This is a genomic window from Streptomyces sp. N35 (assembly GCF_016464295.1).
In the GTDB taxonomy this organism is placed as follows: Bacteria; Actinomycetota; Actinomycetes; order Streptomycetales; family Streptomycetaceae; genus Streptomyces.
The window spans coordinates 3,563-29,558 of sequence record NZ_JAEIMH010000055.1 but is presented as its reverse complement, the minus strand read 5'-3'; the positions used below and the strand labels follow the sequence as shown (position 1 = coordinate 29,558).

Annotated in this window: 21 protein-coding genes, 1 pseudogene and 1 riboswitch; of the genes and pseudogenes, 13 read left to right on the top strand and 9 right to left on the bottom strand. The window is 70.3% G+C overall.

All coding sequences use genetic code 11. From position 1 onward, the window contains the following. Positions 1 to 122: 122 nt before the first annotated feature. A complete protein-coding gene (locus tag JAO81_RS27175) occupies positions 123 to 353 on the bottom strand; it encodes a hypothetical protein (protein WP_199550574.1) in 231 nt (76 codons plus the stop codon). A 479-nt stretch (positions 354 to 832) separates the two neighbouring features. Here JAO81_RS27175 and JAO81_RS27170 point away from each other — a divergent pair, with 479 nt between their 5' ends. From JAO81_RS27170 to JAO81_RS27140, 7 genes are all read left to right on the top strand, one after another. After that, a complete protein-coding gene (locus JAO81_RS27170) occupies positions 833 to 2,950 on the top strand; it encodes a type IIA DNA topoisomerase subunit B (protein WP_199550573.1) in 2,118 nt (705 codons plus the stop codon). A 46-nt stretch (positions 2,951 to 2,996) separates the two neighbouring features. Continuing rightward, the gene (locus JAO81_RS27165; protein WP_233415979.1) at positions 2,997 to 3,422 is read left to right on the top strand and encodes an NUDIX domain-containing protein; all 426 of its coding nucleotides are present in this window, start codon (positions 2,997 to 2,999) and stop codon (positions 3,420 to 3,422) included. Positions 3,423 to 3,568: 146 nt separating this feature from the next. Beyond that, positions 3,569 to 4,069 carry a DUF1453 family protein gene (locus tag JAO81_RS27160; protein WP_199550571.1) on the top strand — a complete coding sequence of 167 codons (501 nt, stop codon included), beginning with the start codon at positions 3,569 to 3,571 and terminating at the stop codon, positions 4,067 to 4,069. Continuing rightward, positions 4,066 to 5,220: a sensor histidine kinase gene (locus JAO81_RS27155; protein WP_199550570.1), complete on the top strand. Its 1,155-nt coding sequence runs from the start codon at positions 4,066 to 4,068 to the stop codon at positions 5,218 to 5,220. Before JAO81_RS27160 ends, JAO81_RS27155 begins: the two co-directional genes overlap by 4 nt. Before the next feature lie 104 nt (positions 5,221 to 5,324). Then, the gene (locus tag JAO81_RS27150; RefSeq protein WP_199550569.1) at positions 5,325 to 5,987 is read left to right on the top strand and encodes a response regulator transcription factor; all 663 of its coding nucleotides are present in this window, start codon (positions 5,325 to 5,327) and stop codon (positions 5,985 to 5,987) included. A 270-nt stretch (positions 5,988 to 6,257) separates the two neighbouring features. Further along, positions 6,258 to 6,737 carry a DUF485 domain-containing protein gene (locus JAO81_RS27145; protein WP_307813744.1) on the top strand — a complete coding sequence of 160 codons (480 nt, stop codon included), beginning with the start codon at positions 6,258 to 6,260 and terminating at the stop codon, positions 6,735 to 6,737. Further along, positions 6,734 to 8,326 carry a cation acetate symporter gene (locus JAO81_RS27140; RefSeq protein ID WP_199550568.1) on the top strand — a complete coding sequence of 531 codons (1,593 nt, stop codon included), beginning with the start codon at positions 6,734 to 6,736 and terminating at the stop codon, positions 8,324 to 8,326. The genes JAO81_RS27145 and JAO81_RS27140 overlap by 4 nt, the downstream gene beginning before the upstream one ends. 19 nt (positions 8,327 to 8,345) lie before the next feature. Here the strand turns inward: JAO81_RS27140 and JAO81_RS27135 are convergent, their stop codons facing one another. Beyond that, the gene (locus JAO81_RS27135; protein ID WP_199550567.1) at positions 8,346 to 9,026 is read right to left on the bottom strand and encodes a response regulator; all 681 of its coding nucleotides are present in this window, start codon (positions 9,024 to 9,026) and stop codon (positions 8,346 to 8,348) included. Further along, positions 9,023 to 10,762 (bottom strand): sensor histidine kinase, encoded by a 1,740-nt coding sequence (locus JAO81_RS27130; protein WP_199550566.1) that lies wholly within the window; start codon positions 10,760 to 10,762, stop codon positions 9,023 to 9,025. Before JAO81_RS27130 ends, JAO81_RS27135 begins: the two co-directional genes overlap by 4 nt. Before the next feature lie 107 nt (positions 10,763 to 10,869). Here JAO81_RS27130 and JAO81_RS27125 point away from each other — a divergent pair, with 107 nt between their 5' ends. Next, entirely contained in the window at positions 10,870 to 11,646 is a 777-nt protein-coding gene (locus tag JAO81_RS27125) for an SDR family NAD(P)-dependent oxidoreductase (protein ID WP_199550565.1), read from the top strand. Between the two features lie 105 nt (positions 11,647 to 11,751). On the opposite strand, the gene JAO81_RS27120 is transcribed toward JAO81_RS27125, so the two are convergent. The 3 genes from JAO81_RS27120 to JAO81_RS27110 all read right to left on the bottom strand — a co-directional run bounded on the left by JAO81_RS27120 (position 11,752) and on the right by JAO81_RS27110 (position 15,211). Then, a complete protein-coding gene (locus JAO81_RS27120) occupies positions 11,752 to 12,702 on the bottom strand; it encodes a sucrase ferredoxin (protein ID WP_199550564.1) in 951 nt (316 codons plus the stop codon). Between the two features lie 193 nt (positions 12,703 to 12,895). Beyond that, positions 12,896 to 13,906: a LacI family DNA-binding transcriptional regulator gene (locus tag JAO81_RS27115; protein WP_199550563.1), complete on the bottom strand. Its 1,011-nt coding sequence runs from the start codon at positions 13,904 to 13,906 to the stop codon at positions 12,896 to 12,898. A gap of 66 nt (positions 13,907 to 13,972) precedes the next feature. Then, positions 13,973 to 15,211, bottom strand: coding sequence for a citrate synthase (locus JAO81_RS27110; protein ID WP_199550562.1), 1,239 nt, complete (start codon positions 15,209 to 15,211; stop codon positions 13,973 to 13,975). 149 nt (positions 15,212 to 15,360) lie between these two features. Between JAO81_RS27110 and JAO81_RS27105 the strand changes: the two genes are divergently transcribed. After that, positions 15,361 to 16,515 carry a citrate synthase/methylcitrate synthase gene (locus tag JAO81_RS27105; RefSeq protein WP_199550561.1) on the top strand — a complete coding sequence of 385 codons (1,155 nt, stop codon included), beginning with the start codon at positions 15,361 to 15,363 and terminating at the stop codon, positions 16,513 to 16,515. Positions 16,516 to 16,679: 164 nt separating this feature from the next. On the opposite strand, the gene JAO81_RS27100 is transcribed toward JAO81_RS27105, so the two are convergent. After that, positions 16,680 to 16,913 carry a hypothetical protein gene (locus tag JAO81_RS27100; protein ID WP_165332132.1) on the bottom strand — a complete coding sequence of 78 codons (234 nt, stop codon included), beginning with the start codon at positions 16,911 to 16,913 and terminating at the stop codon, positions 16,680 to 16,682. Between the two features lie 188 nt (positions 16,914 to 17,101). Further along, entirely contained in the window at positions 17,102 to 17,686 is a 585-nt protein-coding gene (locus tag JAO81_RS27095; protein ID WP_199550559.1) for a DUF6082 family protein, read from the bottom strand. Between the two features lie 295 nt (positions 17,687 to 17,981). Between JAO81_RS27095 and JAO81_RS27090 the strand changes: the two genes are divergently transcribed. After that, positions 17,982 to 19,157: a GTP-binding protein gene (locus JAO81_RS27090; RefSeq protein ID WP_199550558.1), complete on the top strand. Its 1,176-nt coding sequence runs from the start codon at positions 17,982 to 17,984 to the stop codon at positions 19,155 to 19,157. Between the two features lie 145 nt (positions 19,158 to 19,302). Here JAO81_RS27090 and JAO81_RS27085 read toward each other — a convergent pair. Continuing rightward, positions 19,303 to 21,764, bottom strand: a pseudogene (locus JAO81_RS27085) (DNA topoisomerase (ATP-hydrolyzing) subunit A). A gap of 214 nt (positions 21,765 to 21,978) precedes the next feature. Here JAO81_RS27085 and JAO81_RS27080 point away from each other — a divergent pair. The 3 genes from JAO81_RS27080 (at position 21,979) to JAO81_RS27070 (ending at position 25,909) form a co-directional block, all read left to right on the top strand. Then, complete coding sequence (locus JAO81_RS27080) at positions 21,979 to 23,334, top strand: pitrilysin family protein (protein ID WP_199550557.1); 1,356 nt, start codon at positions 21,979 to 21,981, stop codon at positions 23,332 to 23,334. After that, on the top strand, positions 23,331 to 24,716 hold the full coding sequence (locus JAO81_RS27075; RefSeq protein ID WP_199550556.1) for a pitrilysin family protein: 1,386 nt from the start codon (positions 23,331 to 23,333) through the stop codon (positions 24,714 to 24,716). Before JAO81_RS27080 ends, JAO81_RS27075 begins: the two co-directional genes overlap by 4 nt. A gap of 249 nt (positions 24,717 to 24,965) precedes the next feature. Next, positions 24,966 to 25,125: riboswitch (cyclic di-AMP (ydaO/yuaA leader) on the top strand. A 13-nt stretch (positions 25,126 to 25,138) separates the two neighbouring features. Beyond that, positions 25,139 to 25,909 carry a M23 family metallopeptidase gene (locus JAO81_RS27070; protein ID WP_199550555.1) on the top strand — a complete coding sequence of 257 codons (771 nt, stop codon included), beginning with the start codon at positions 25,139 to 25,141 and terminating at the stop codon, positions 25,907 to 25,909. The last annotated feature ends 87 nt before the right edge of the window (positions 25,910 to 25,996 follow it).

Here is a 25,996-nt window from a genome sequence, read left to right as displayed (position 1 = left end):
GCCGCCCCCACCCCCTAGGGAAAGGGGGAAGGGGGGGGGGGGGCCACCCCGTGGGGGCCCGCCCCCCCCCTCGTCATGACCGGCCTGGCCGGCGCTGGCTCGCTCGTCGTTGATGCGAAGTGTCAGCGTTCTTCGGTCTCGGCGACTGCCGGGACGGCAGTGAGCCGCTCCGTCTCATCCTGTATCTCAGCGGAGATCTTCTTGAGTTCCGGCTCGAACTTGCGACCGTGGTGGGCGCAGAAGAGCAGCTCTCCGCCGCTCAGGAGTACGACGCGCAGATACGCCTGGGCGCCGCAGCGGTCGCATCGGTCAGCGGCCGTCAGCGGGTTCGCTGGGGTCAGAACAGTAGTCACGTCGCCTCTTCTCTAGCTCGACGAGCTGTCGTACCAGGGTCAACATCCAACCAGCCCGAAAACGTTCCCGCTCGGGGCTTTGACTCGAAAATTTCTTCTCGAGGCGGTCGGCTGCAACCGGGTGGCGGCGAAGGTGCCGTAGTGCTGGCTTGCGGCTTACGGGTTCGCTTGTCTGCCGAGTTGCTTGTCGTGTCCTGTAGTCGGTTGTTCGGCGGGCCTGCCTGGTCCTGCCCGGCCTGGCTGGTCGGGTTGTTCATGAGGACGTGCCCGGAGCCTAAATGGTTCATGCCTGGTTGGGAACGTGATATCCGCATCACCCCTTCGAGGGATCGAACAGGTATGCGACTCTGCACTAGTCTGTCGTCAGCCGAGGGTGGCGTTACATCGGCTCTACCAGGCCTCGGTACCCTCTGACGCGGTACTCGGTACCGGACCCCGGCATCGGGGCCCCAATTGAAATTCAGCGAGGAGCGAAACGCGTGACCGCCGAAACGTCCGTGACGTCCACAGCGCTGCTGAGCGGAGCAGACCGGGACGGTTCCAACTACACCGCGCGGCACCTCCTCGTCCTCGAAGGACTCGAAGCGGTCCGCAAGCGCCCCGGCATGTACATCGGCTCGACCGACAGCCGCGGCCTGATGCACTGCCTCTGGGAGATCATCGACAACGCGGTCGACGAGGCCCTCGGCGGCCACTGCGACCGCATCGAGGTGATCCTGCACGAGGACGGGTCCGTGGAGGTCCGTGACAACGGTCGCGGGATCCCAGTCGACGTCGAGCCCAAGACCGGGCTCTCCGGCGTCGAGGTCGTCATGACGAAGCTGCACGCCGGCGGAAAGTTCGGCGGCGGTTCGTACGCGGCCTCCGGTGGTCTGCACGGTGTGGGCGCCTCCGTGGTGAACGCGCTGTCGGCGCGTCTCGACGTCGAGGTCGACCGCAGCACCGTGCACTCGATCAGCTTCCGGCGGGGTGTCCCCGGTGCTTTCGAGGGCGAGGGGCCCGACGCGAAGTTCACCGCCGGCAGCGGCCTGACCAAGGGCAAGCGGGTACCCAAGGGCCGCACCGGTACGCGTATCCGCTACTGGTCGGACACACAGATCTTCCTCAAGGACGCCAAGCTCTCCCTGGAGCATCTGCACCAGCGCGCCCGGCAGACCGCCTTCCTGGTGCCCGGCCTCACCATCGTCGTACGCGACGAGCGTGACCTCGACGGCGTGGGCAAGAGCGAGGAGACCTTCCGCTTCGACGGCGGCATCAGCGAGTTCTGCGAGTTCCTCGCGCCGGACAAGCCGATCTGCGACGTGCAGCGGCTGACCGGCACGGGCACATTCAAGGAGACCGTCCCGGTCCTCGACGAGGTCGGCCACATGACGCCGACCGAGGTCACCCGTGAGCTGGGCGTGGACATCGCGCTGCGCTGGGGCACGGGCTACGACACGACGGTCAAGTCCTTCGTCAACATCATCGCCACGCCCAAGGGCGGCACCCACATCACCGGCTTCGAGCGCTCGCTGACCAAGACGGTCAACGAGGTGCTGCGCTCGGCCAAGCTGCTTCGCGTCGCCGAGGACGACATCGTCAAGGACGACGCGCTCGAGGGCCTGACCGCGGTCGTCACGGTGCGCCTCGCGGAGCCCCAGTTCGAGGGCCAGACCAAGGAAGTGCTCGGCACCTCGGCGGCCAACCGCATCGTGGCCAATGTGGTGGCCAAGGAGCTCAAGGCGTTCCTGACCTCGACCAAGCGGGACGCCAAGGCGCAGGCCCGTTCCGTCATGGACAAGGCCGTCGCCGCCGCCCGTACGCGGATCGCGGCCCGTCAGCACAAGGAGGCGCAGCGCCGTAAGACCGCGCTCGAGTCCTCCTCGCTGCCGGCCAAGCTCGCGGACTGCCGCAGCGACGACGTGGAGCGCAGCGAGCTGTTCATCGTCGAGGGCGACTCGGCGCTCGGTACCGCGAAGCTCGCCCGGAACTCCGAGTTCCAGGCGCTCCTTCCGATCCGCGGCAAGATCCTCAACGTTCAGAAGGCGTCCGTATCGGACATGCTGAAGAACGCCGAGTGCGGCGCGATCATCCAGGTCATAGGAGCAGGGTCCGGACGGACCTTCGACGTGGACGCCGCGCGCTACGGCAAGATCATCCTGCTCGTCGACGCCGATGTGGACGGCGCGCACATCCGCACGCTGCTCCTGACCCTGTTCCAGCGGTACATGCGGCCGATGGTCGAGGCGGGACGGATCTTCGCCGCCGTGCCGCCGCTGCACCGGATCGAGCTGGTCCAGCCGAAGAAGGGCCAGGACAAGTACGTCTACACGTACTCGGACAACGAGCTGCGGCAGACGATCCTGGAGTTCCAGCGCAAGGGCGTCCGCTACAAGGACTCGATCCAGCGCTACAAGGGCCTCGGCGAGATGGACGCGGACCAGCTGGCGGAGACCACGATGGACCCGCGCTTCCGCACGCTGCGGCGGATCAACATCGGGGAGCTGGAGGCCGCGGAGCAGGTCTTCGATCTCCTGATGGGCAACGATGTGGCGCCGCGCAAGGAGTTCATCACCAGCTCGGCGGCGACCCTGGACCGCTCGCGCATCGACGCCTGAGCGGGATGCGACCGGGGTGTACGGGATAGTCGAGCGCATCTGGCGGATGCTGCGGGGCCCGTTGCAGTGGCGGGTCATGTGGCTCGCGCACGCGAAGTTCACCGTCGGGGTGACCGGGGTCGTGCGCGACGACCGGGGCCGTGTGCTGCTGCTTCGGCACCGGATGTGGCCCCGGGACCGCTGCTGGGGACTGCCGACGGGGCATGCGGCGCGGGGAGAGGACTTCCCGGGGACCGTCGTGCGGGAGGTCAAGGAGGAGACCGGTCTCGACGTGGTGCCCGGCCGGCTCGTCATGCTCAACAGCGGGTTCCGGCTGCGGGTCGAGGTCGCGTACGAGGCGGTTCTTGCCGGGGGCACGCTGAAGATCGACTCGTTCGAGATCCTCGAAGCCGGCTGGTTCGAACCCGACGCGCTCCCCGACGCCCTGATGCCCGTGCACCGCGAGCTGATCCACCGGAGGGTGGAGGTCTGAGAGCGCCCGCGCCGGCCCAAGCGGTCTCCACCCCAGGGTGGAGGCCGCTTTTCCACCTCGTTTCCACCCTCGCTCCGATCCTGTGACCTGTGCTTTTCCCTACCGTCGAAGACACAGGGAAACCGGGAGAGGACAGGGAGGACACCATGTCCGAGATCGTCAACGGACTGCTGATCATCGGCGTCGTCGCACTCATCGTGCTGAGTCAGTTCAAGGCGCGGCGGCTCGGTGACGAGCGGCGCTGGTGGGTGCTGCCGGCCGTACTCGGGTTCGTGGCGCTGAGCAAGCCCGATCTGCTCGGCGAAGGACAGACCGCCCAGGCCGCGACGCTGCTCGCGGTGGAACTGGTGCTCTCGCTGGCGATGGGCGCGCTGTTCGCCCGTACGACCCAGGTGTGGCGGGCGGGCGACGGCACCGTGTGGTCCAAGGGCAGCAGGCTGACGCTCGCCGTGTGGGTGGGCGGGATCGCCGTCCGCGCCGGCCTCTACGGGATCGGTGCCGCCTTCGGCGTACACCAGAGCAGTGCCGCTCTGATGCTGGGTCTTTCCGCCATGCTGCTCGCGCGGGCCGGGCTCCTGCAGTGGCGCACCCGCACGTACCGTGAGGTCGTCGGCCACCCGCGGCCCGCGTGGAAGGACCACATGTGACCCGGAACAGTTGGCTGCGCTGGCCCTCGCGGGAGGCACTCACCCGCGAGCGGCTCGGGCGGCAGCGCTCCGCGCTCGCCTGGATCGGCAGGGCGGCGATCGCGGGGTTCGTGCTGTGGAACGTGATCACCGAACCGGCCACGCCGACCTGGGAGAGCGCGGTCGACGTGGCCGTCCTGCTGGCCTGCGCCCTGGGCTGGCAGCTCTTTCTGCGGACCACGCTCGCCCACCGCCTCGTCCCGTCCCTCGCCGTGCTCGCCGCCCTGTTCGCCGGTGCGATCGGCGCCCAGGCGGCCGGATTCACCACGGTCGGCATGGTGGTGTGGTGCTCCGGGATCGTGCTCGCGCTCAAGCGGCTGCCCCTGGCCGCGGCACTCGCGGCGGCCCTGGCCGCCTTCGCCGGATTCGTACCGGTCGCCGACAAGCCCTGGACGAGCTCCGTCCTGACCGCCGCCACGTTCTGTCTCGTCGGGTACGTGCTGCGGCTCGACGCCGAGGGCCGCGGCAGGGAGCGCCGGCTGCTCGACCAGGAACGCGCCGCGCTCGCCGCCGAGGCCGAGTCCGCCGCGCTCACCGAACGGGCCCGGATCGCCCGCGAGATCCACGACGTCCTCGCCCACAGCCTCTCCGCGCAGCTCGTGCACCTGGAGGCCGCCCGGCTGCTCGTCGAGCGCGACGCGCCCAAGGACCAGGTGCTCGAACGCGTCGTCGCCGCACGGGGGATGGCCCGCGAAGGGCTCGCCGAGACCCGCCAGGCACTGTCCGCGCTGCGCGGCGACATGGTGCCCGTGGAGGACTTCCTGCGGGCGCTCGACGACGTCGACGTCGAGGTGAACGGCAGCCCGCGCCTGCTGAGCGTCGAGACCTCCCAGACCGTACGACGGGTCGCGCAGGAGGCCCTGACGAACGTACGCAAGCACGCGCCCGGCGCTTCGGTGCGGCTGCGTTTCTCGTACGAGGAGGGTGAAGTGGCCCTGGAAGTACGGGACTTTGGCGGCGTGCGCCCCGAGGGCGAGCTCGCCGCGAGCGGCAGCGGATACGGTCTGCTCGGGATGCGCGAGCGCGCCGAACTGCTCGGCGGCTCGCTCGACGCGGGTCCCGCCGAGGACGCAGACGGAGGATTCGTGGTGCGGTTGCGGGTGCCGGAATGAGGGCGCGGGTGCGGACCGGTGTGCCCATGGACGTGCGTGTGGAGGAGCCGGTATGAGCGTGCGCGTGGAGGAGCCGGTATGAGACTGCGCGTGGAGGAGCCGGCATGAGCGTGCGTGTGGTCGTCGCCGACGATCAGACCGTGGTGCGCGAAGGCATCGTGATGCTGCTCGGGCTGCTGCCCGGCATGGAGGTGGTCGGCTCGGCGGGCGACGGCGAGGAAGCCGTACGCCTGGTCGCCGAACTCGCCCCGGACGTCGTCCTGATGGACCTGCGGATGCCCCGCGTCGACGGAGTGGAGGCGACCCGCCGTATCCGCGCCGAACACCCCGGCACCCAGGTCGTGGTGCTCACCACCTACGCCGACGACGCATCGCTCTTCCCCGCCCTGAAGGCCGGAGCGCGCGGCTACCTCACCAAGGACGCGGGCGGCGACGAGATCGTCCGGGCGATCGAAGCCGTGCTCTCCGGTGACGCCGGACTCGCTCCGCAGGTGCAACTCAGGCTCCTGGAGCGCCTGTCGGAGCCGGCCGCTCCCGTACAGGCCCCCGTGGAACTGCCCGACGGTCTCACCGCCCGTGAGGCCGAGGTGCTCGCGCGGATCGCCGACGGGCTGACGAACACCGAGATCGCGCGGGCCCTGCAGGTCTCGACCGCCACCGTGAAGACGCACATCAACAACCTCTTCGCCAAGGCCGGCCTCAAGGACCGCACCCAGGCGGTGCGTTACGCCTACCGGCACGGGCTCGCCGAACCGCCCGGGCGGTGAGGTCGGTTCGGTCCTGCCTTGCCTGAGGCCGGTCCCGCCTTGCCCGAAGGTCGGTTGGGTCCTGCCTTGCCTGAGGCCGGTCCCGCCTTGCCCGAAGGTCGGTTCGGTCCCGCCTCGCCGGGAGGTCACATCGGTCCCGCCCCACCAGGAAGCCACTTCGGCTGTGCTTCACCTGATGGAGTGAACAGATCGGCGTGAAGTGTCCGGGATCTTCCTGGTCCGCCCATCCTTGGGCACGCGACCAAACGGGGCGCGGACAAGGAGAGTTCGGTGGAGAAGCACGACGGGCGGCGGACCGGACAGATCCGGTTCGACGACCCCTGGTACGACGCACTGGCCTCGGGCTGGGGAGAGCTGGACAGCACCGGCGCCCCCGCGTCCGCGCCCGCACCGCCCGCCCCCAGGGCGGCGGAGCAGCGCCCCGACGCGGCCAGTATCTATCTGGAAGTGCAGGCCAGCGCCGCCTTCCAGGAGGTGCGCAGCCGGTACCGCCGCTTCGTGATCCCCGCGGTGATCGCCTTCTTCACCTGGTACGTCGCGTACATCCTGGCCGCCACCATGGCGCCCGGCCTGATGGCGCAGCCCGTCGCGGGCGCCGTGAACGTGGCGATGATCGCCGGCCTCGGACAGTTCCTCACGACCTTCCTGCTGACCTTCGCGTACGCCCGCCATGCGCGGCTGCGCAGGGACCGGGCCGCGCTCGATCTGCGCTGGGACACCCAGGAGCTGACGCGGGGGGTCGGGCGTTGACGGGCGACCATCAGACACTGGCGCTGCTCCTCTTCTGCGCGTTCATCGCGGTCACGCTCGGCATCACCACGTGGGTGAGCCGCAACCGGCACGGCAGCGCGGAGGAGTTCTACGCGGGCGGACGGCTGTTCTCGCCCATGGAGAACGGTTTCGCCATCGCGGGCGACTACATGTCCGCCGCCTCCTTCCTCGGTATCTCCGGACTCATCGCCCTGTACGGCTACGACGGGCTCCTCTACTCGGTGGGCTTCCTCGTCGCCTGGCTGGTCGTGCTGCTGCTCGTGGCCGAACTGGTGCGCAACTGCGGCCGGTTCACGCTCGCCGACGTGGTCGCCTCCCGCATGAGCGAGCGTCCGGTACGGATCGCGGCCGGCACCTCGTCCGTGACCGTCTCCGTGCTCTACCTCGTGGCGCAGATGGTCGGTGCGGGCAGTCTCGTCGCGCTGCTGCTCGGCGGTACGAGCGAGGCGGCGCAGGCCTGGACCGTCATCGGCGTCGGCGCGCTCATGGTCGTCTACGTATCGCTCGGCGGGATGCGGGCCACCACCTGGATCCAGATCGTCAAGGCCGTGCTCCTGATGGGCGGCGCGATCGCCCTCACCGTGCTCGTCCTGGTGCGCTTCCACGGCGACTTCAACAGCCTGCTCAACACCGCCGCCGAGAAGAGCGGCCACGGCAAGGACTTCCTCGCGCCGGGCCTGCGCTACGGCGGGGACTGGACCGCGCGCCTGGACTTCATCAGCCTCGGACTGGCGCTCGTGCTTGGCACGGCGGGGCTGCCGCACATCCTGTCGCGCTTCTACACCGTGCCCACCGCGCGGGCCGCACGCCGGTCCGTGGTGTGGTCGATCGGTCTGATCGGCAGCTTCTACCTGATGACGATCGTGCTCGGCTTCGGCGCGGCGGCGATCGTCGGCTCCAGCGAGGTGAAGGCGTCCAACGCCTCGGGCAACACGGCGATTCCGCTGCTCTCCCTCGACCTGGGCGGGGGCGCCGGTTCCACGGGCGGAACGGTTCTCTTCGCGGTGGTCGCCGCGATCGCCTTCGCCACGATCCTCGCGGTCGTCGCCGGCATCACGCTCGCCTCGTCGGCCTCGGTCGCCCACGACCTCTACGCCTCGCTGCGGCGCAAGCACGCCAAGCCGCGCAGCGAGGTCGCGGTCGCGCGGGTCGCGGCGGTCGGCATCGGCCTCACCGCGATCGGACTCGGGCTGCTCGCAAAGGACTTGAACGTGGCGTTCCTCGTCGGACTCGCCTTCGCGGTGGCCGCGTCGGCGAATCTGCCGGTGCTCCTGTACTCGCTCTTCTGGCGCCGCTTCACCACCCGGGGCGCGGTCTGGTCCGTCTACGGCGGACTGATCCCCGCCCTCATCCTGGTGATCTTCTCGCCGGTGGTCTCGGGCTCCCCGACGGCGATGTTCCCCGGCGTGGACTTCCACCTCTTCCCGCTGGAGAACCCCGGCCTGATCTCCATCCCCCTCGGCTTCCTGGCCGGCTGGGCGGGCACGGCCACCTCGCCTCAGGGCCCGGACAAGGCCAAGCACGCGGAGACCGAGGTGCGGTCGCTCACGGGGGCGGGGGCGGTGTGACCGGCTCTTCCGGTACGGCCTACAGGCTCGCCGACCACTCGTACCGGTGCTCGGGCCGTCCCGTATCCCCGTATCTGAGGCCGAGGCGGACGCGGCCGGAGCGTTCCAGGAGCTTGAGGTAGCGCTGGGCGGTCTGCCGGCTCAGGCCCGTGCGGTCGGCGATCTCCGCCGCCGAGAGCGGGCCCTCGGCGGACATCAGGGCACGACGGACCAGCTCGGCGGTCTCGGGTGAGTGGCCCTTGGGCAGCTGGGGTGCGGTGTCCGTCGACAGGGCGCCGAACATCCGGTCCACCTCGGACTGTTCGGCCTCGCCGCCGCCGTCCAGGGTCCGCCGCAGCGCCGCGTACGCCTCGAGCCTGCCGCGCAGACCCGCGAACGTGAACGGCTTGACCAGGTACTGCAGTGCCCCGAGCCGCATCGCTGCCTGCACCGTGGCCACATCACGGGCGGCGGTCACCATGATCACGTCGGTGCGGTCGCCGCGCTCGCGCAGCCGCCGTACGACCGAGAGACCGGTGCCGTCCGGCAGATAGTGGTCCATCAGGATCAGGTCGAACGGACCGGCGGACTCGATCCGCTCCAGGGCATCGGCGGCGCTGTGCGCCTGGGCGGCCACCTGGAAGCCGGGGACCTTGTCCACGTAGGCGGCGTTCACCTTGGCGACGCGCAGGTCGTCGTCCACGACCAGGACTTCGATCATCGTGATTCCTCGATCGCTTCCGTACGGTCAGGGGCCGCATGGCCGGTTGGGGCCGCTTCGGCTGCTCCGGGTGCCTCCCGCGGTCCGCCGATCTTCGTCCGCGGCGCCTCGTCGCGCAGCGCCTGCGGCAGTACGACGGTGAACTCGGCGCCTCCGTCCGCCGCTTCGTCCACCCGTGCACTGCCGCCCTGGCGCTCGGCGAGGCGGCGGACCAGCGCAAGACCGATGCCGCGACCGCGATGGGCCGGGGACTCCTTGGTGGACCAGCCCTCCGTGAAGATCAACTCCCGCTGTTCGGGCGGCACTCCGGGCCCTGAATCCCGTACGCGAAGGACGGCCTCGCACCCGTCGGCCCGCACCTCGACCTCGACCTGTGCCCGGGTGCTGCCGGTCGCGGCATCGAGCGCGTTGTCGACGAGGTTGCCCGCGATCGTCACCAGATCCTGGGGACCCACGAGGCGGTCGGGCAGCAGCGTGCCCTCGCACAGCCGCAGCGTGACCCCGCGCTCGGAGGCGACGGTCGCCTTGCCGACGAGCAGCGCCGCGAGCAGCGGATCGTGGATCTTCTCCGTGATCTGCTCGGCGGTCACGCGCTGGGCCCCGGCCGCTTCGCCGACGAACTCCACGGCGTCCTCGTACATCTCCAGCTCGAGGAGGCCGAGGAGCGTGTGCAGATGGTTGGCGTGCTCGTGGTCCTTGGCGCGCAGGGCGTCGATCAGGCCGCGGGTCGAGTCGAGTTCACGGCCGAGCTGCTCCAGTTCGGTGCGGTCGCGCAGCGTGGCCACCGCGCCGCCGTCATGGGTGGGCATCCGGTTCGCGATCAGCACGCGCCGGCCGCGTACCGTCACCAGATCGGTGCCGGTCACGCTGCCCGCGAGCACATCGGTGGTGCGGCCCGCGCCGAGCGCCTCGTCGAGCGGCTTGCCCACGGCCTCGCCGTCGAGTCCGAGCAGCCGCTCCGCCTCATCGTTGAGCAGCCGGATCCGGCCGTGGCGGTCGAGCGCGACCACCCCTTCGCGGATGCCGTGCAGCATCGCTTCGCGCTCGGCGAGCAGCGCCGAGATATCGGAGAAGGCCAGATCGCGGGTCTGCTTCTGCACCCTGCGCGAGATCAGATACGCGGCGAGCGCACCGACCGCGAGTGCTCCGCCCGCGTACGCGAAGAGCCCCGGGATCGCGTTGAGCAGCCGCGCCCGGACACTGTCGTACTCGATGCCGACCGAGACCGCTCCGACGATCGCCCCGTCCTCGTCGCGCAGCGGCACCTTGCCGCGGGCCGAGCGCCCCAGCGTGCCGTCGTCGATCTCCATCACGTCGCGGCCGGCCAGCGCGTCGCTGGGGTCGGTGGACACGACCCGGCCCACCTGCCGGGGGTTCGCGTGTGACCAGCGCACCCCGCGCCGGTCCATCACCACGATGTACTCGGCGCCCGTGGCCGTACGGATCCGCTCGGCCTCCTCCTGCACGGGACCGGCCGCGGTGGGCTCGGTGCGCTGGAGATCCTCGGCGATCCGCGGGGCGGCGGCGGTGGCCTCGGCGATCGCGAGCGCCCGGCGCATCGCCTGGTCGTCCATCTCCTTGCCGAGGGGCGCGAGAAACAGACCGGTCGCGAGGACGGCGACCCCGGCGGCGATCCCCAGCTGCATCAGGAGCACCTGCGAGAACACCTTGCGCGGCAGCCCCAGGCGCGGTCTGCGCGGGCGCCGGCGCGCGCTGCCGGAGGCGGAGGGGGTCATGTCTACGAACGGTACGGCGGTACGGGCCCGCTGCCGAAATGCGCCGGGGTGCGAAGTGATCGGGCTCACGTATTGTCCTCGGCCACGCGGGGAGGTGGGATGTCCGTATGACGACCCCGAATGAGCCTTCCGCAGGTCACCGTTTCGCCGACCGTGTCGCCATCGTCACCGGGGCCGCCTCCGGGATCGGCGCGGCCACCGCCGAACGGCTCGCCGCCGAAGGCGCCGCCGTGGTCCTCACCGATGTCGCCGCTGAGCGGGGCGCCGATCTCGCCGAACGGATCCGGAGCAAGGGCGGCCGCGCCGGTTTCGTACGGGCCGACGCCTCCGATCCCGCCGACTGGGACCGGGTCGTCGCGGCCGCGCACTCCTTCGGCCCGGTCGGGGTCCTCGTCAACAACGCCTTCACGGTCGAGGTGGCCCCCGCCCACGAGCTCTCCCTGGAGTCCTGGCAGCGCCAGCTCTCGGTCAACCTCACCGGCTCGTTCCTGGGCTTCAAGGCCGTACTCCCGGACCTGCGCGCACAGCGCGGCGCGGTCGTCCTCACCTCGTCCGTCCACGCCCACAAGGGAATCCCGGGCCACCCCGCCTACGCGGCGAGCAAGGGCGCGCTGCTCTCGCTCTGCGGCCAGCTCGCGGTCGAATACGGACCCGAGGTGCGCGTCAACTGCGTGCTGCCGGGACCGATTCTGACCGGCGCATGGGACCGCGTCGGCGAGGAGGACCGCGCACGCAGCGTGGCCGAGACGGCGGCCGGACGGTTCGGTGCGCCCGAGGAGGTGGCGGCCGCGATCGCGTTCCTGGCGGCGGACGAGGCGGGGTACATCACCGGGGCGAGCCTGGTGGTGGACGGTGGGTGGAGTGTGGTGAAGGGGTCGGCGTAGGGTGCCGACTTCGCAGCACTTCGCAGTACTTCGCAGTACTTCGCTGTACTTCGGTGTACGGAAAGGGAGTTGGGTTCCCCCGTAGGGGCGGGTCCGCAGGGGGCGTCAGACCCCGGCCAGCTCCCGCACCGCCACCACATCCATCCGGCCCGGTGTCCCGAGCGCGCCTCCGCAGCTCTCCGGACGCGCCGGCCGGGCGGCGCCCTGCGCGACGGTCACGGCCCAGGCGCGGCCGTCGCGGTGGGCGACGGTGATCTGCCACTGGGGAGCGGCGTCCTCACCGTCCTCACCGGCTTCGACGTCACTGCTGACGACCGAGAGCGCCCCGGCCCGCTGCTCGCCCACCGTCGTACGCACCGCGAGCTCGGCGGCCTGGCCCGGGCGGTCCCAGGCGGAGTTGCCGCGGCAGCCGTCCGTGACGATGCGGCCGTCGCCGACGGCCGTCAGGACCTCCTTCACGGCGGCGGCATCGAGCCTGCCGTACGCATAGCCGTACGGCAGGACGAGCAGCGTCGGCGAGAAACGGTGGCCGCCGAGGTGCGTGATCTCCCAGGTGCCGCTCGCGCCGGCGGCGGCCAGCTCGGTGGCGAGGGGGCGGCCGAGGAGGGCGCAGCAGCGGTCGCGCTTGCCGTTGGTGCAGACGAGGGCGAGCGGTGCGCCGGTGTGCTCGGCGCCCGCCAACTCCGCGTCGAACGAGCCCGCTTCGCCCCGTCCCAGGGCCGCGAAGTCGAGGTCGAGAAGCCGGGCGGGATCCGTGATGACGGCGCTGTGCAGCCAAGCGCCGTCGGGCCGGACATGGGCCGCGTACACCTGGCGCTCGACGGGGGAATGGGAGTCGGCATGCGGGCCCGGGCGGCGGATCAGCGCGATCCGCACGCCGGTGTCCTTGGCGGCGGCTTCGAGGGCGGCGCCGAGCCCCGCGTCGAGGTGGCTGGAGGTGAGCGCCTTGGCACCCCAGGGACCCGGCTGCTCCAGGAGCAGCCAGGTGGTGGCGGTGGCCGCGGTTCCCGCGAGGGGTTCGTCGAGGTCGCGGGAGGCGGTGGCGCACGTACTCACGTAGGTGAGCCTAGCCTGAGCGGGCGACGGCTCTCGCGGGGCTCCGTACTCCGGTCCGCGAGGGGGAGATGTGACGATCTCGGCTGCGGGTTGTGAAATTCCGCGCACAGATCGCAAATCATCGACAGATGGTGGTCGTGGTTCGTGCGAGGGATCGCGTGCTGTCTGCCCGAATCAGCGTCGCGTACGGAGTTCAGTCGCGTACGGCCTGCGCGGTCGACCCCCGCACCACCAGCTCCGGCTCGAAGAGCAGCTCCTCCGACGGCACCGAACTGCCCGCGATCTGCAGCGAGAGCAGCTCCACCGCGGCGCGGCCCATCGCCTCGATGGGCTGGCGGACGGTGGTGAGCGGGGGCTCGGTGCAGTTCATGAACGCGGAGTCGTCGTACCCGACCACCGAGATCTCGCGGGGGACATCGAGCCCGCGCCGGCGGGCCGCGCGCACCGCGCCGAGCGCCTGCGGGTCGCTCGCGCAGATGAGTCCCGTGACGCCGGCGTCGATCAGCCGCGTGGCCGCCGCCTGACCGCCTTCGAGCGAGAACATGCCGCGCACCACATGCTCGTCGGGCAGCGAGCCGCCCGCCGTCTTGGCCGCCGCGCGCGCCCCGATCAGCTTGCGTTGCGAGGGCATGTGGTCGGCGGGGCCGAGCACCAGGCCGATGCGTTCATGGCCGAGCGAGGCGAGGTGGCGCCAGCTCTGCTCCACGGCCGATGCGTCGTCGCAGGAGACGGCGGGGAAGCCGAGATCGGCGATGGCCGCGTTGATCAGAACGACCGGGATATTGCGTGCGGCGAGCTGCTTGTAGTGGTCGTGCGGCGCGTCGGCCTGGGCGTACAGGCCGCCCGCGAAGACCACTCCGGAGACCTGCTGCTGGAGCAGCAGTTCCACATAGTCCGCCTCGGAGACCCCGCCCTTGGTCTGCGTGCAGAGCACGGGTGTGAGGCCCTGCTGGGCGAGGGTGCCGCCGATGACCTCGGCGAACGCCGGGAAGATCGGGTTCTGGAGTTCGGGCAGGACGAGGCCGACCAGGCGGGCGCGTTCGCCGCGCAGCTGGGTGGGGCGTTCGTACCCGAGCACATCGAGGGCGGAGAGCACTGACTGCCGGGTGGCCTCGGAGACGCCGGGCTTGTTGTTGAGCACTCGGCTGACCGTGGCCTCGCTGACCCCGACCTTCTTGGCCACTTGAGCAAGTCGTCGCGTCATGGGCGCAAGATTAGCGCAAGCTTTGCATTCTGCTTGCGGTGCGTCGGAGTTGACTGAAAACCGGGCTTACGGCAAGGGCTGCGGTGGTCGCGCTCCCGTGTAGTGGCCGCTGGGGCGCATCCGCAGCGGCCGCTCGCCGTACTCCTCCAAGGCGTGCGTGATCCAGCCGGCCGTGCGGGACACGGCGAACACGGTCTCGCCCGCCTCCGGCGGCATCCCGCTCGCCACCGTCAGTACGGCGAGCGCGAGATCGACGTTGGCGTACAGCTCGGTGTGCCGCGCGGTCGTGGCCACCACGTCGCGCGCCGCATCCAGCGCCTCACGTGCCTCCGGCACCTCGGCCAGAGCCGCGAACAGCGCCTGCGCGCGCGGGTCTTCGCGCGGATACAGGCGGTGGCCGAGGCCCGGTACCCGCCGGCCCGCCCGCAGATGGTCGGCCACGACCGCGGCGGCGCTGCCCCGGTCGAGCACTTCGGTGAGCATCCGGTGTGCCAGACCGCTGGCCGCTCCGTGCAGGGGCCCTTCGAGCACGCCGAGTCCGGCGGAGACCGCGGCGTACGGGTGGGCGCGGGCCGAGGCCGCGACCCGGACGGCCAGCGTGGACGCGGCGAGGTCGTGGTCGATGAGGAGGACAAGTGCCTTGTCCAGTGCGCTCATCCAGGGGCCGTCGGGCGCGCGCCGGGTGAGCCTCGGCCACAGCCGGCCCGCGATGGTGTGGTCGTCGCGCGCCCAGTCGCTCACGGCGGGCAGGGCGTCGACGAGGGTCGGCACCAGGGCGCGGGCGGTGCCGAGGACGGCCTGCTCGTCGAGGTCGAAGCGGAGGGGATCGGCCGCGGCCGCGGCGAGGGTGGCGCCCCCCAGCCGGTCCATCGGCCCGCTGTGCGCGGGCAGCGCCTGTACGGCCCGGCGCGCGGCGCCGACGATCTCCTCGGGTGCGGTGAACCGGGCGTCCTCGCGCAGGACACCGGTCCACAGCCATTCGACCACCGGCTCGTACGAGTAGTGCGCGGCGAGTTCGGTCGCGTCGACCCCGCGGAAGTAGTAGCGGTCCTTCTCGATCAGCGTGATCCGGGTCTTCACGGCGAGCTCGCCCGCGGCCGAACTCGCCGCGGCGGCACGGGTGTTGCGTCGGGCCAGCGCGTCGACCTCCTTGGCTTCGAACGTGGACCCGCGTCCGTTCGCCTCCCGCCGGCTGCTGAGCAGCCCACGGCTCACATACGCGTACACGGTCTCGGCCTTCACGCCGAGCCGCTCCGCCGCCTCCTTGGTGGACAGCCGCCGGCTGCCGCCCTGCTCACCGCTCATGGCGTCACCGTATCCGCGATCTCGATGCATTGATTCAATCAATATTGACAATGATGAAGTCAAGGATAGACAGTCGAATCAAGTTGAGGACAGAGGCCGCGACAGGGTTGACGGCGCGACAGGGTTGACGGTGTGAGGGGAGCAGAACGATGGCGCAAGGTCTGATCGGCGAGGTTCCGCGCGGGCTTGCCGGGGTGGTTGTCACGGACACCGCACTCGGGGACGTACGGGGCCGCGAGGGGTTCTACCACTACCGCCAGTACTCGGCCGTGGAGCTCGCGGAGCGCCGCGGCTTCGAGGACGTATGGCATCTGATGGTGCACGGCGAACTGCCGGACGCCGCCCGGCTCCAGGCCTTCACCGAGCGGACGGCGGCCCTGCGCGCCCTGCCCGACGAAGTGCGCGCGGCCCTGCCCGCGATCGCCCGCGCTTCGGCCCTGTCGGGCCCGCTGGCCGGCCTGCGCTCGGCGCTCTCGCTCTTCGGCGCGGCCAAGGGCTTCCGTCCCGTGTACGACATCTCCCCGCAGCAGAGGCTCACGGACACGCTGGCCGCGAGTGCCGTCGTACCGACGCTGCTGACCGCACTGCACCGGCTGGGGCAGGGGCTCGAGCCGATCGAGCCGCGTACGGATCTCTCGTACGCCGCCAACTACCTCTACATGCAGACCGGTTCGGAACCGGATGCGTCGCGTACCAGGGCGATCGAGCGTTACTTGATCTCGACGATCGACCATGGATTCAATGCGTCAACCTTCACGGCCCGTGTCATCACCTCCACCGGAGCGGATGTGGCGGCCTGTCTGGTCGGCGCGGTCGGTGCGCTCTCGGGGCCGCTGCACGGGGGAGCGCCGAGCCGGGCTCTGGACACCCTGGACGCGATCGGTACGCCGGACCGTATCGACCCCTGGATCAGGGAGCGGGTCCTGGCCGGCGACCGGATCATGGGCTTCGGCCACCCCGTGTACCGCACGGAGGACCCGCGCTCGCGGATGCTGCGGGGCATCGCCCGGGAGTTCGGCGGCCCGCTGGTCGAGTTCGCGATCGAGGTGGAGCGCCAGGTGGAGGCGATCCTGGCGGAGCTGAAGCCGGGTCGCGAGCTGCACACCAATGTCGAGTTCTACGCGGGTGTGGTCATGGAGCTGTGCGGCCTGCCGCGCGAGATGTTCACGCCCACGTTCGCGGCGGCCCGGGTGGTGGGCTGGAGCGCCAACCTCCTTGAGCAGGCCCAGGATTCGAAGATCATTCGCCCTGCGGCGAGGTATGTGGGGGCGGAACCGCCCGTCCAGGTGCCGGTACTCGGGTGACGCGGCGTACCTGGGGTGACGCCGCGTATCTCGGGTGACGCCGCGTATCTCGGGTGGTCGTGCCTCGTACGCATGCGAAGGCCCGGTATCCGACGCTCGGAGGGCGAATACCGGGCCTGGAGGAACGGGGAGCGAGAGAGGGGAAAGCCTGACCGTGGGAACGGTCAGGCTTCGGGGATATCACTTTTGGCCCTCAGCAAGGTCTCGCGCGTGATGACCACGATGCGCTCGTGTGCGCCGCGCGACGCGTCGGCAGGCAGGCTGCCTTCGAGGAGGTCGGTACGGTCGGTACCGATGATCGCGAAGGAGCCGTCCGACAACTCGAAGATGTCGGGGCAGTTGCTTCCGCTGAGGCTTCCGCGCTGTGCAGGAGACGCGCCGATACGGCGGCGGACCACGGGATCAGGATGAGTCACCGGGCAAGGAAAACCTGTGATCGCGTCACATGGATCACTTTAGGCCAACTGTGGGCGCTGGCTGACATGGGCAACTTGTACCCCAAGAGGTCTGGCCAGCCCCTCCGGTTCGGCCAAATTTGGCTAAGACTGGCTCGCTCCTGCGAGTGAATCGGCCGACAAGTGCCCCCTCAGACACCCGGCCGTCCCACGACCCACCACTCGTCCGACTCGGACTCGTTCAACTGCTCCGCCAGCTCGTCCACCTCGCGCCCCATCCGGGCCTCGTCGGAGTCGTCGAGTGTGAGGCGCTGCTTGCGGGTGGCGTCCCAGTACTCGCGGAAGACCGGGTTCTGCAGCATGCCGCGCACATAGCCGAGGAAGCCCTCTTTGGTGATCGTCTCGATTCTCCAGGCGAGCAGCGCGTTGGTGTACATGGCGTTGGCGACGAGGTACTGCCGGCGCCGCTCGGCGCTGGCCTCGCCCTCGTGCAGATCGAACACGGCGGCGAGCGAGGGATCCCGCAGGACCTTCTCCAAGAGGTCCAGCTGGAGCTGCTGCTGAGCGATCAGCCGGGCGTGGAGATGCTGACTGCGCAGATGGTCGAGCAGCTCCCGCTGCTGGTCGATCAGCTCCCGCTGCTGGTCGAGGAGTTCGCGCTGCAGCGCCGGGTTCGGCTTCCGCGGGTGCAGCGCGGCGAGAGCGGCACTGCCGGCCGTGATTCCCCCCAGGGTGACCGACAACAGCCGGAGGACCCCAGACTTCCGTGTGGCCATGTCAACCCTCGATTCAGGCGACCGTCCGCCGGCCGTCGGGTGCGGGGCGACAGGGGAGCGGGACCGGCGAGCGGTGGGCGGTGCGCTTGCCACCCCCCAGGGTGCCGAGCGGCTCTGGTCGGCGGGAGGGCGGAGAGGACGGCGCACAGTCGCGTACTGATGTCGTGACATGCGCCGTGCAGTTTCATTGCCCCGCACGGGGTGCGAACAATCGTTTACTTCGGGCAAAAGTCTGCACTCAGTGCCGGATGGACCGGCTCACAGGGCCCCGAGTGCCTCGAGTGAGGCCCTGCCTATGCTGTTCCGGTTCGAACCGACGCCGTACGAAAGGCGCAGCGTGACCGAGCGGCAGAATCCGGAGGCCGGGCGGCAGATTCCCGTGGTCGTCCTCGCCGGTTTTCTCGGGGCAGGAAAGACCACCCTGCTCAATCACCTCCTGCGAGGCAGCGGCGGCACCCGGGTCGGCGTGGTGGTCAATGACTTCGGCGCGATCGAGATCGACGCCATGTCCGTTTCCGGACAGGTCGGTTCCACCGTCTCGCTGGGCAACGGCTGTCTGTGCTGCGCCGTCGACGGCAGCGAACTCGATACGTATCTGGAGAAGCTCACCCACCCGTCGGTGGGACTCGACGTCATCGTGATCGAGGCCAGCGGGCTTGCCGAACCGCAGGAGCTGGTGCGGATGCTGCTCGCCAGCGAGAACCCGCACGCGGTGTACGGCGGGCTCGTCGAGGTGGTCGACGCCGCCGAGTTCGAGGCCACGAGGGAGCGGCATCCGGAGCTCGAACGGCATCTGGTGCCCGCCGACTTGATCGTGCCCAACAAGGTTGACGGGACCAACCCCGAGGCGCTCGGGCGTCTGGGGGGTGCACTGGCCGCGACCGGTGCGACGGCCGCCGTCGTCGAGGCCTCGTACGGCCGGATCGATCCGGAGCTGCTCTTCGAGCGGCGGCCGAGTGCGGAGCGGATCGGGCAGTTGTCCTTCGACGACGTACGGGAGGAGGACGAGGGGCACGCGCACCCTGAGGAAGACCACGGCGGTCACCTGCACGCAGGCTACGAGACCGTCTCGTTCACGGCTCGGACCCCGATGAGCCCGCGGCGGCTGCTGGACTTCCTCGACGCACGGCCTGTCGGTCTGTACCGCATCAAGGGGTTCGTCGACTTCGGGGCGCACGATCCGCACAACCGGTACGCCCTGCACGCGGTGGGCCGGTTTCTGCGGTTCACGCCCGAACCGTGGGGCGCGGATGAGGAGCGGTTGACCCAACTCGTCCTGATCGGGGCCGGGATCGATGTGGCCGGGCTGGAGGCCGGACTCGAGCGCTGCGCCGACGACGTACCGCAGGATGTCCGGCCCGAGACGATGTGGGGCGTGCTGCGTTTCGTACGGCGGGACGGTGCGGAAGAGGCCGAGCACCCAGCAGACGACGAAGAGCCGGCCAATGAAGAGCCGGACGTCGAGGGCTGAACGCCGAGGGACTGGACGGCGAGCGGCCTGACGACGCAGAGCCGAGCGACGAGCGGCCCACAACGCAGAGCCGAACGACGTAGAGCCGAACGGCCAAGAGCCGGACCCGGCTGACGCCTGAGTCCGGCCCTCGTGCGGTCGTCGGCTAGACCAGTCCGGAAACCGCCGCCACCGGCTTGCCCAGTGAGATGCCCGAGCCGTCGCGGCGCGGGTCGAGCTCCGGGAGCTCGGCCGGTGTGCCGTTGCGCTGGGCCGCCTTCGCAGGCACCGGACCCGCCCAGGCGAAGGACAGACAGTCCTCGCCCTTGAGGAAGCGCTGCGCCCGGACGCCGCCCGTGGCGCGGCCCTTGCGCGGATAGAGGTCGAACGGGGTGGCCTTGGCCGTCGTCTGGACCGAGTCGTCCAGGGTGCCGCGCGAGCCCGCGATGGTGAACACCACCGCGTCCGCCGCCGGGTCGACCGCCGTGAACGCGATGACCTTCGCGCCCTCGGTCAGCTTGATGCCCGCCATACCGCCGGCCGGCCGGCCCTGCGGACGGACCTGCGCGGCCTGGTAACGCAGCAACTGGGCGTCATCGGTGATGAAGACCAAGTCCTCCTCGCCGGTGCGCAGTTCGCACGCGCCGACGATCTTGTCGCCGTCCTTCAGGGTGATGACCTCGAGCTCGTCCTTGTTGGACGGATAGTCCGGGACGACGCGCTTGACCACGCCCTGTGCCGTGCCCAGCGCCAGGCCGGGCGAGGACTCGTCGAGCGTCATCAGACAGATCAGGCTCTCGTCGTCCTCGAGCGGGAGGAACTCCGAAATCGGGGCACCACCCGAAAGGTTGGGCGCCGAGGCCGTGTCCGGCAGCTGGGGCAGATCGATGACCTGGAGCCGCAGCAGCCGGCCCGAGGAGAGGACCGCGCCGACCTCGCCGCGCTGGGTGGCCGGCACCGACGAGACGATCACGTCGTGCTTGACCCGCTTGGCATCTTGGCACGGGCGGCGAAGGAGCCCTCGCCATTGGCCGTACGGGGGAGGAGGCCCGTCGACGAGAGAAGCACCCGGCACGGGTCGCCCGCGACCTCGAGCGGGACCGCGGAGGCGGGGGCGCCCGCCGACTCAAGGAGCACGGTACGGCGGTCGGTGCCGAACTTCTTGGCCACCGCGGCCAGTTCGCCCGAGACCAGCTTGCGCAGCTCGGTGTCCGATTCGAGGATCGCGGTCAGCTCGGCGATCTCGGTCTTCAGACGGTCACGCTCCGACTCCAGCTCGATCCGGTCGAACTTCGTGAGCCGGCGCAGCGGCGTGTCGAGGATGTACTGCGTCTGCACCTCGCTCAGCGAGAAGTGCTCCATCAGGCGCTCCTTGGCCTGCGCGGAGTTCTCGCTGGAGCGGATCAGACGGATGACCTCGTCGATGTCGAGCAGCGCGACGAGCAGGCCCTCGACCAGGTGCAGCCGGTCCTGCTTCTTGGTGCGGCGGAACTCGCTGCGCCGCCGTACGACCTCGAAGCGGTGGTCGAGGTAGACCTCGAGGAGCTCCTTGAGGCCGAGCGTGAGCGGCTGGCCGTCCACGAGCGCCACATTGTTGATGCCGAAGGACTCCTCCATCGGCGTCAGCTTGTAGAGCTGCTCGAGGACCGCTTCGGGGACGAAACCGTTCTTGATCTCGATGACCAGACGCAGCCCGTGCGCACGGTCGGTGAGGTCCTTGACGTCGGCGATGCCCTGCAGCTTCTTCGAGCCGACCAGGTCCTTGATCTTGGAGATCACCTTCTCGGGGCCCACGGTGAACGGCAGTTCGGTGACGACGATGCCCTTGCGGCGGGCCGTCACGGTCTCGACCGTGGTCGTGGCGCGGATCTTGAAGGTGCCGCGGCCGCTCTCGTACGCGTCCTTGATGCCGGCGAGTCCGACGATCCGGCCGCCCGTGGGCAGGTCGGGACCGGGGACGAAACGCATCAGCGTCTCGAGGTCGGCGCCCGGGTGCTTGATCAGGTGGCGGGCCGCGGCGATGACCTCGCCGAGGTTGTGCGGCGGCATGTTGGTCGCCATGCCGACCGCGATCCCGGACGCGCCGTTGACCAGCAGGTTCGGATACGCGGCCGGCAGGGCGACCGGCTCCTGCTCCTGCCCGTCGTAGTTGGGCGTGAAGTCCACCGTGTTCTCGTCGATGGACTCGGTCATCAGCGAGGTCGCGTCGGCCATCCGGCACTCGGTGTACCGCATCGCGGCCGGCGGGTCGTCATTGCCGAGCGATCCGAAGTTGCCGTGGCCGTCGACCAGCGGCAGCCGCATCGAGAACGGCTGCGCCATGCGGACGAGCGCGTCATAGATGGACGCGTCGCCATGGGGGTGCAACTTACCCATGACCTCGCCGACGACGCGGGCGCACTTCACATAGCCGCGGTCGGGGCGCAGCCCCATCTCGTTCATCTGGTAGACGATCCGGCGGTGCACCGGCTTCATGCCGTCGCGGGCGTCCGGCAGGGCGCGCGAGTAGATGACCGAGTACGCGTACTCGAGGAAGGAGCCCTGCATCTCGTCGACGACGTCGATGTCGAGGATCCTCTCCTCGAAGTCGTCCGGCGGTGGCGGGGTCTTCGTAGTGCGGCGGGCCATCGCTGCTGCGGCTCCTTCACCTACATGTGCGGTTCTCTGACGCGGACCATTGTGGACCGCGCCACTGACAACGCGGACGTCGACCCGGCCACGGCCGCTTGATCGCGATCGCTGTGGGCGGAGCGGGAGCGGGAACTTACCCGGATGTCCGCGCGCTTGCATACAGTGACAGAACTCATCGCCCACACGTATTCCCCGCGATCGAAGGGACCACATGCCCATGGGTCACACGGCCACCGCCGAGGCCGGCTCCGGCGGCCTGACAGCGACTGAGCACCGGCTGGCCAACGGCCTGCGCGTCGTGCTCTCCGAGGACCACCTGACCCCTGTTGCGGCGGTTTGCCTCTGGTACGACGTCGGTTCACGCCACGAGGTCAAGGGCCGCACGGGCCTCGCCCATCTCTTCGAGCACCTGATGTTCCAGGGCTCGGGCCAGGTCAAGGGCAACGGGCACTTCGAACTGGTGCAGGGCGCGGGCGGTTCGCTCAACGGCACGACCAGCTTCGAGCGCACCAACTACTTCGAGACCATGCCCGCCCACCAGCTGGAGCTCGCGCTCTGGCTGGAGGCCGACCGGATGGGCTCGCTCCTGGTGGCCCTCGACGACGAGTCGATGGAGAACCAGCGCGATGTGGTGAAGAACGAGCGTCGCCAGCGCTACGACAACGTCCCTTACGGCACGGCGTTCGAGAAGCTGACCGCCCTGTCGTACCCCGAGGGCCACCCGTACCACCACACGCCCATCGGTTCGATGGCCGACCTGGACGCGGCCACGCTCGAGGACGCGCGGAACTTCTTCCGTACGTACTACGCGCCGAACAATGCGGTGCTCTCCGTCGTCGGCGACATCGACCCCGAGCAGACCCTCGCCTGGATCGAGAAGTACTTCGGCTCCATCCCGTCCCACGACGGCAAGCAGCCGCCGCGCGACGGTGCGCTGCCGGAGATCCACGGCGGGCAGAAGCGCGAGGTGATCGAGGAGGAGGTGCCGGCCCGCGCGCTGATGGCCGCCTACCGGCTGCCGCACGACGGCACCCGCGAGTGCGACGCCGCCGACCTGGCCCTGACCGTGCTCGGCGGCGGTGAGTCCTCGCGGCTCTACAACCGTCTCGTACGGCGTGACCAGACCGCGGTCGCCGCTGGGTTCGGTCTCCTGCGCCTGGCCGGAGCGCCTTCGCTCGGCTGGCTGGACGTGAAGACCTCCGGCGATGTCGAGGTGCCGGTCATCGAATCCGCCGTCGACGAGGAGCTCGCGCGGTTCGCCGCCGAGGGCCCGACGGCCGAGGAGATGGAGCGCGCCCAGGCCCAGTTGGAGCGCGAGTGGCTGGACCGGCTCGGCACCGTCGCGGGCCGCGCCGACGAACTGTGCCGCTATGCCGTCCTGTTCGGCGACCCGCAGCTCGCCCTCACCGCCGTCGACCGCGTCCTGTCGGTCACGGCCGAGGAGGTCCAGGCCGTGGCCAAGGCTCGCCTTCGCCCGGACAACAGGGCGGTGCTCGTGTACGAGCCCGTGCACGCCGACGCCGACGCCGACGACAGTGACGTAGAGGAAGAGGAGGCGGGCCGGTGACCGAGCTCTCCACCATGGAATTCCACCCGCAGCCGCAGGCCGGCGAGGCCAAGCCGTGGGCGTTCCCCGCGCCCGAGCGCGGGGTGCTGCCCAACGGCCTCACCGTGCTGCGCTGCGACCGCCCCGGCCAGCAGGTCGTCGCCGTCGAGATCTTCCTCGCCGCGCCCCTTGACGCCGAGCCGGAGGGCCTCGACGGGGTCGCGACCATCATGGCGCGCGCCCTCTCCGAAGGCACCGACAAGCTGAGCGCCGAGGAGTTCGCGGCCGAACTGGAGCGCTGCGGCGCCACGTTGGACGCGCACGCCGATCACCCGGGCGTCCGGGTCTCGCTCGAAGTCCCCGTCTCCCGGCTGCCGAAGGCGCTCGGACTGATCGCCGACGCCCTGCGCGTACCGGCGTTCGCGGACAGCGAGGTCAGCCGTGTCGTACGCAACCGCCTCGACGAGATCCCGCACGAGCTCGCCAACCCGGCCCGCCGCGCCGCCAAGGAGCTCTACAAGGAGCTGTTCCCGGCGACCGCCCGTATGTCGCGTCCGCGCCAGGGCACCGAGGAGACGGTCGGCCGTATCGACGCCGAGGCCGTGCGGAAGTTCTACGAGGCGTGGATGCGCCCCGCCACCGCCACCGCCGTGATCGTGGGCGACCTCTCGGCCACCGACCTCGACGCTCTGCTCGCCGAGACCCTCGGCCAGTGGACGGGCACGCCGGGGCAGGCGCGCCCGGTGCCGCCGGTCACCGCCGACGACACCGGCCGCGTGGTCATCGTCGACCGGCCCGGCGCCGTCCAGACGCAGCTGCTCATCGGGCGGATCGGCCCCGACCGGCACGACCGTGTGTGGCCGGCCCAGGTGCTCGGCACGTACTGCCTGGGCGGGACCCTGACGTCCCGTCTGGACCGCGTGCTGCGCGAGGAGAAGGGCTATACGTACGGCGTACGGGCCTTCGGCCAGGTGCTGCGCTCGGCGCCGGACGGTTCGGGCGCCGCGATGCTGGGGATCAGCGGCTCGGTGGACACCCCGAATACGGGCCCCGCGCTCGAAGACCTGTGGCAGGTCCTGCGTACGCTCGCGGCCGAGGGCCTGACCGATGCCGAGCGTGAGACGGCCGTGCAGAACCTCGTGGGTGTGGCGCCGCTGCGGTACGAGACGGCTGCGGCCGTCGCCAACACGCTCGCCGACCAGGTCGAGCAGCACCTCCCGGACGATTTCCAGGCGCAGTTGTACCGGATGCTCGCCGAGACCGGCACGGTCGAGGCGACGGCCGCGGTCGTCAGCGCGTTCCCGATGGACCATCTCGTGACGGTGCTCGTGGGCGACGCGGCCGCGATCGCGGAGCCGGTGAAGGCGCTCGGGATCGGTGAAGTGACGGTTGTCACGGGCTGAGTGAGGGGCGCGCCCGGCGAAGTGACGGTTGTCACGGGCCAGTCGGGACCGCCGCGGACGACAGGGACCCCGGAGACCTCCGGGGTCCCTGTTCTCTTGAGTTATGCCTTTATGTCCGAATTAGTACGGAGGTTGAGGGTCTGCCCTGTGGCATGCGCTACAAAAGGCCCATTCCGTTTGTTGATTGAAAGATGTCCCGCTTAGCGTCGGTCCGGCTGTTCGTCCGCTGTACGCCGCATCCGCGGCAACGAACAGTCATCGCCGAGTCCCCGTCAGGCGCGAGCCTGGGGAGCCGGGGACCCACACGCAGTCCCTGGGGTGAATCGGACAGCCGCCCGGCGGCCGTCCGTAGGAGACCTTCCTGCTCCGAACCCGTCAGCTAACCCGGTAGGCGAGAAGGAAGGAAAGGACACCGCCGCTCCATGGCTTTCTCCCGTGCCACCGGGAAGCACCGTCGTCCCAGCGCGCTCAGCCGCAAGACGGCGAGCATCGCGGGCGTCGCCGCCCTCACCACCACCGGCGTGATCGGCTCGCTCGGCTCCACCGCCTACGCCGCGGACGCCAAGTCCGCCGTCGAGGACACCGGCCTCACCAAGGCCGTCTCCATCGGTGACACCCTCACCGAGCGGATCGACGCCCAGGCCGAGGCTCAGCAGCAGGAGGCCGAGAAGGCCGCCGCCGAGGCCAAGGCCGAGGCGGAAGCCAAGGCGAAGGCCGAGGCCAGGGCCAAGGAGGAGCGGGAGGCCAAGGAGCGCGCCGCCCGCGAGGCCGAGCGCAAGCGCCTCAACTCCTTCACCACGCCGATCGCCGGCTCCTACGTCTCCACCGGTTACAAGGCCGGCGGCGCCGTCTGGTCCTCCGGCAGCCACACCGGCGTCGACTTCCACGCCGCCTCCGGCACCTCGGTGCGCTCGGTCGGCATGGGCACCGTCGTCGAGGCCGGCTGGGGCGGCGCGTACGGCAACAACATCGTGATCAAGATGAACGACGGCACGTACACCCAGTACGGCCACCTCTCGTCCATCGGCGTCTCGGTCGGCCAGCAGGTCACCCCCGGCCAGCAGATAGGCATCTCGGGCGCGACCGGCAACGTCACCGGACCGCACCTCCACTTCGAGGCCCGCACCAGCCCCGACTACGGCTCGGACATCGACCCCGTCGCGTATCTGCGCGCGCACGGCGTCAGCATCTGACCCACGGCGCACCGCAGTCGCCCCGAAGGGGCCCGGATCTGCCGGGGGCTCCCCCCTTTTTGCGCCGGGGGCCACTCCGGCGGACAT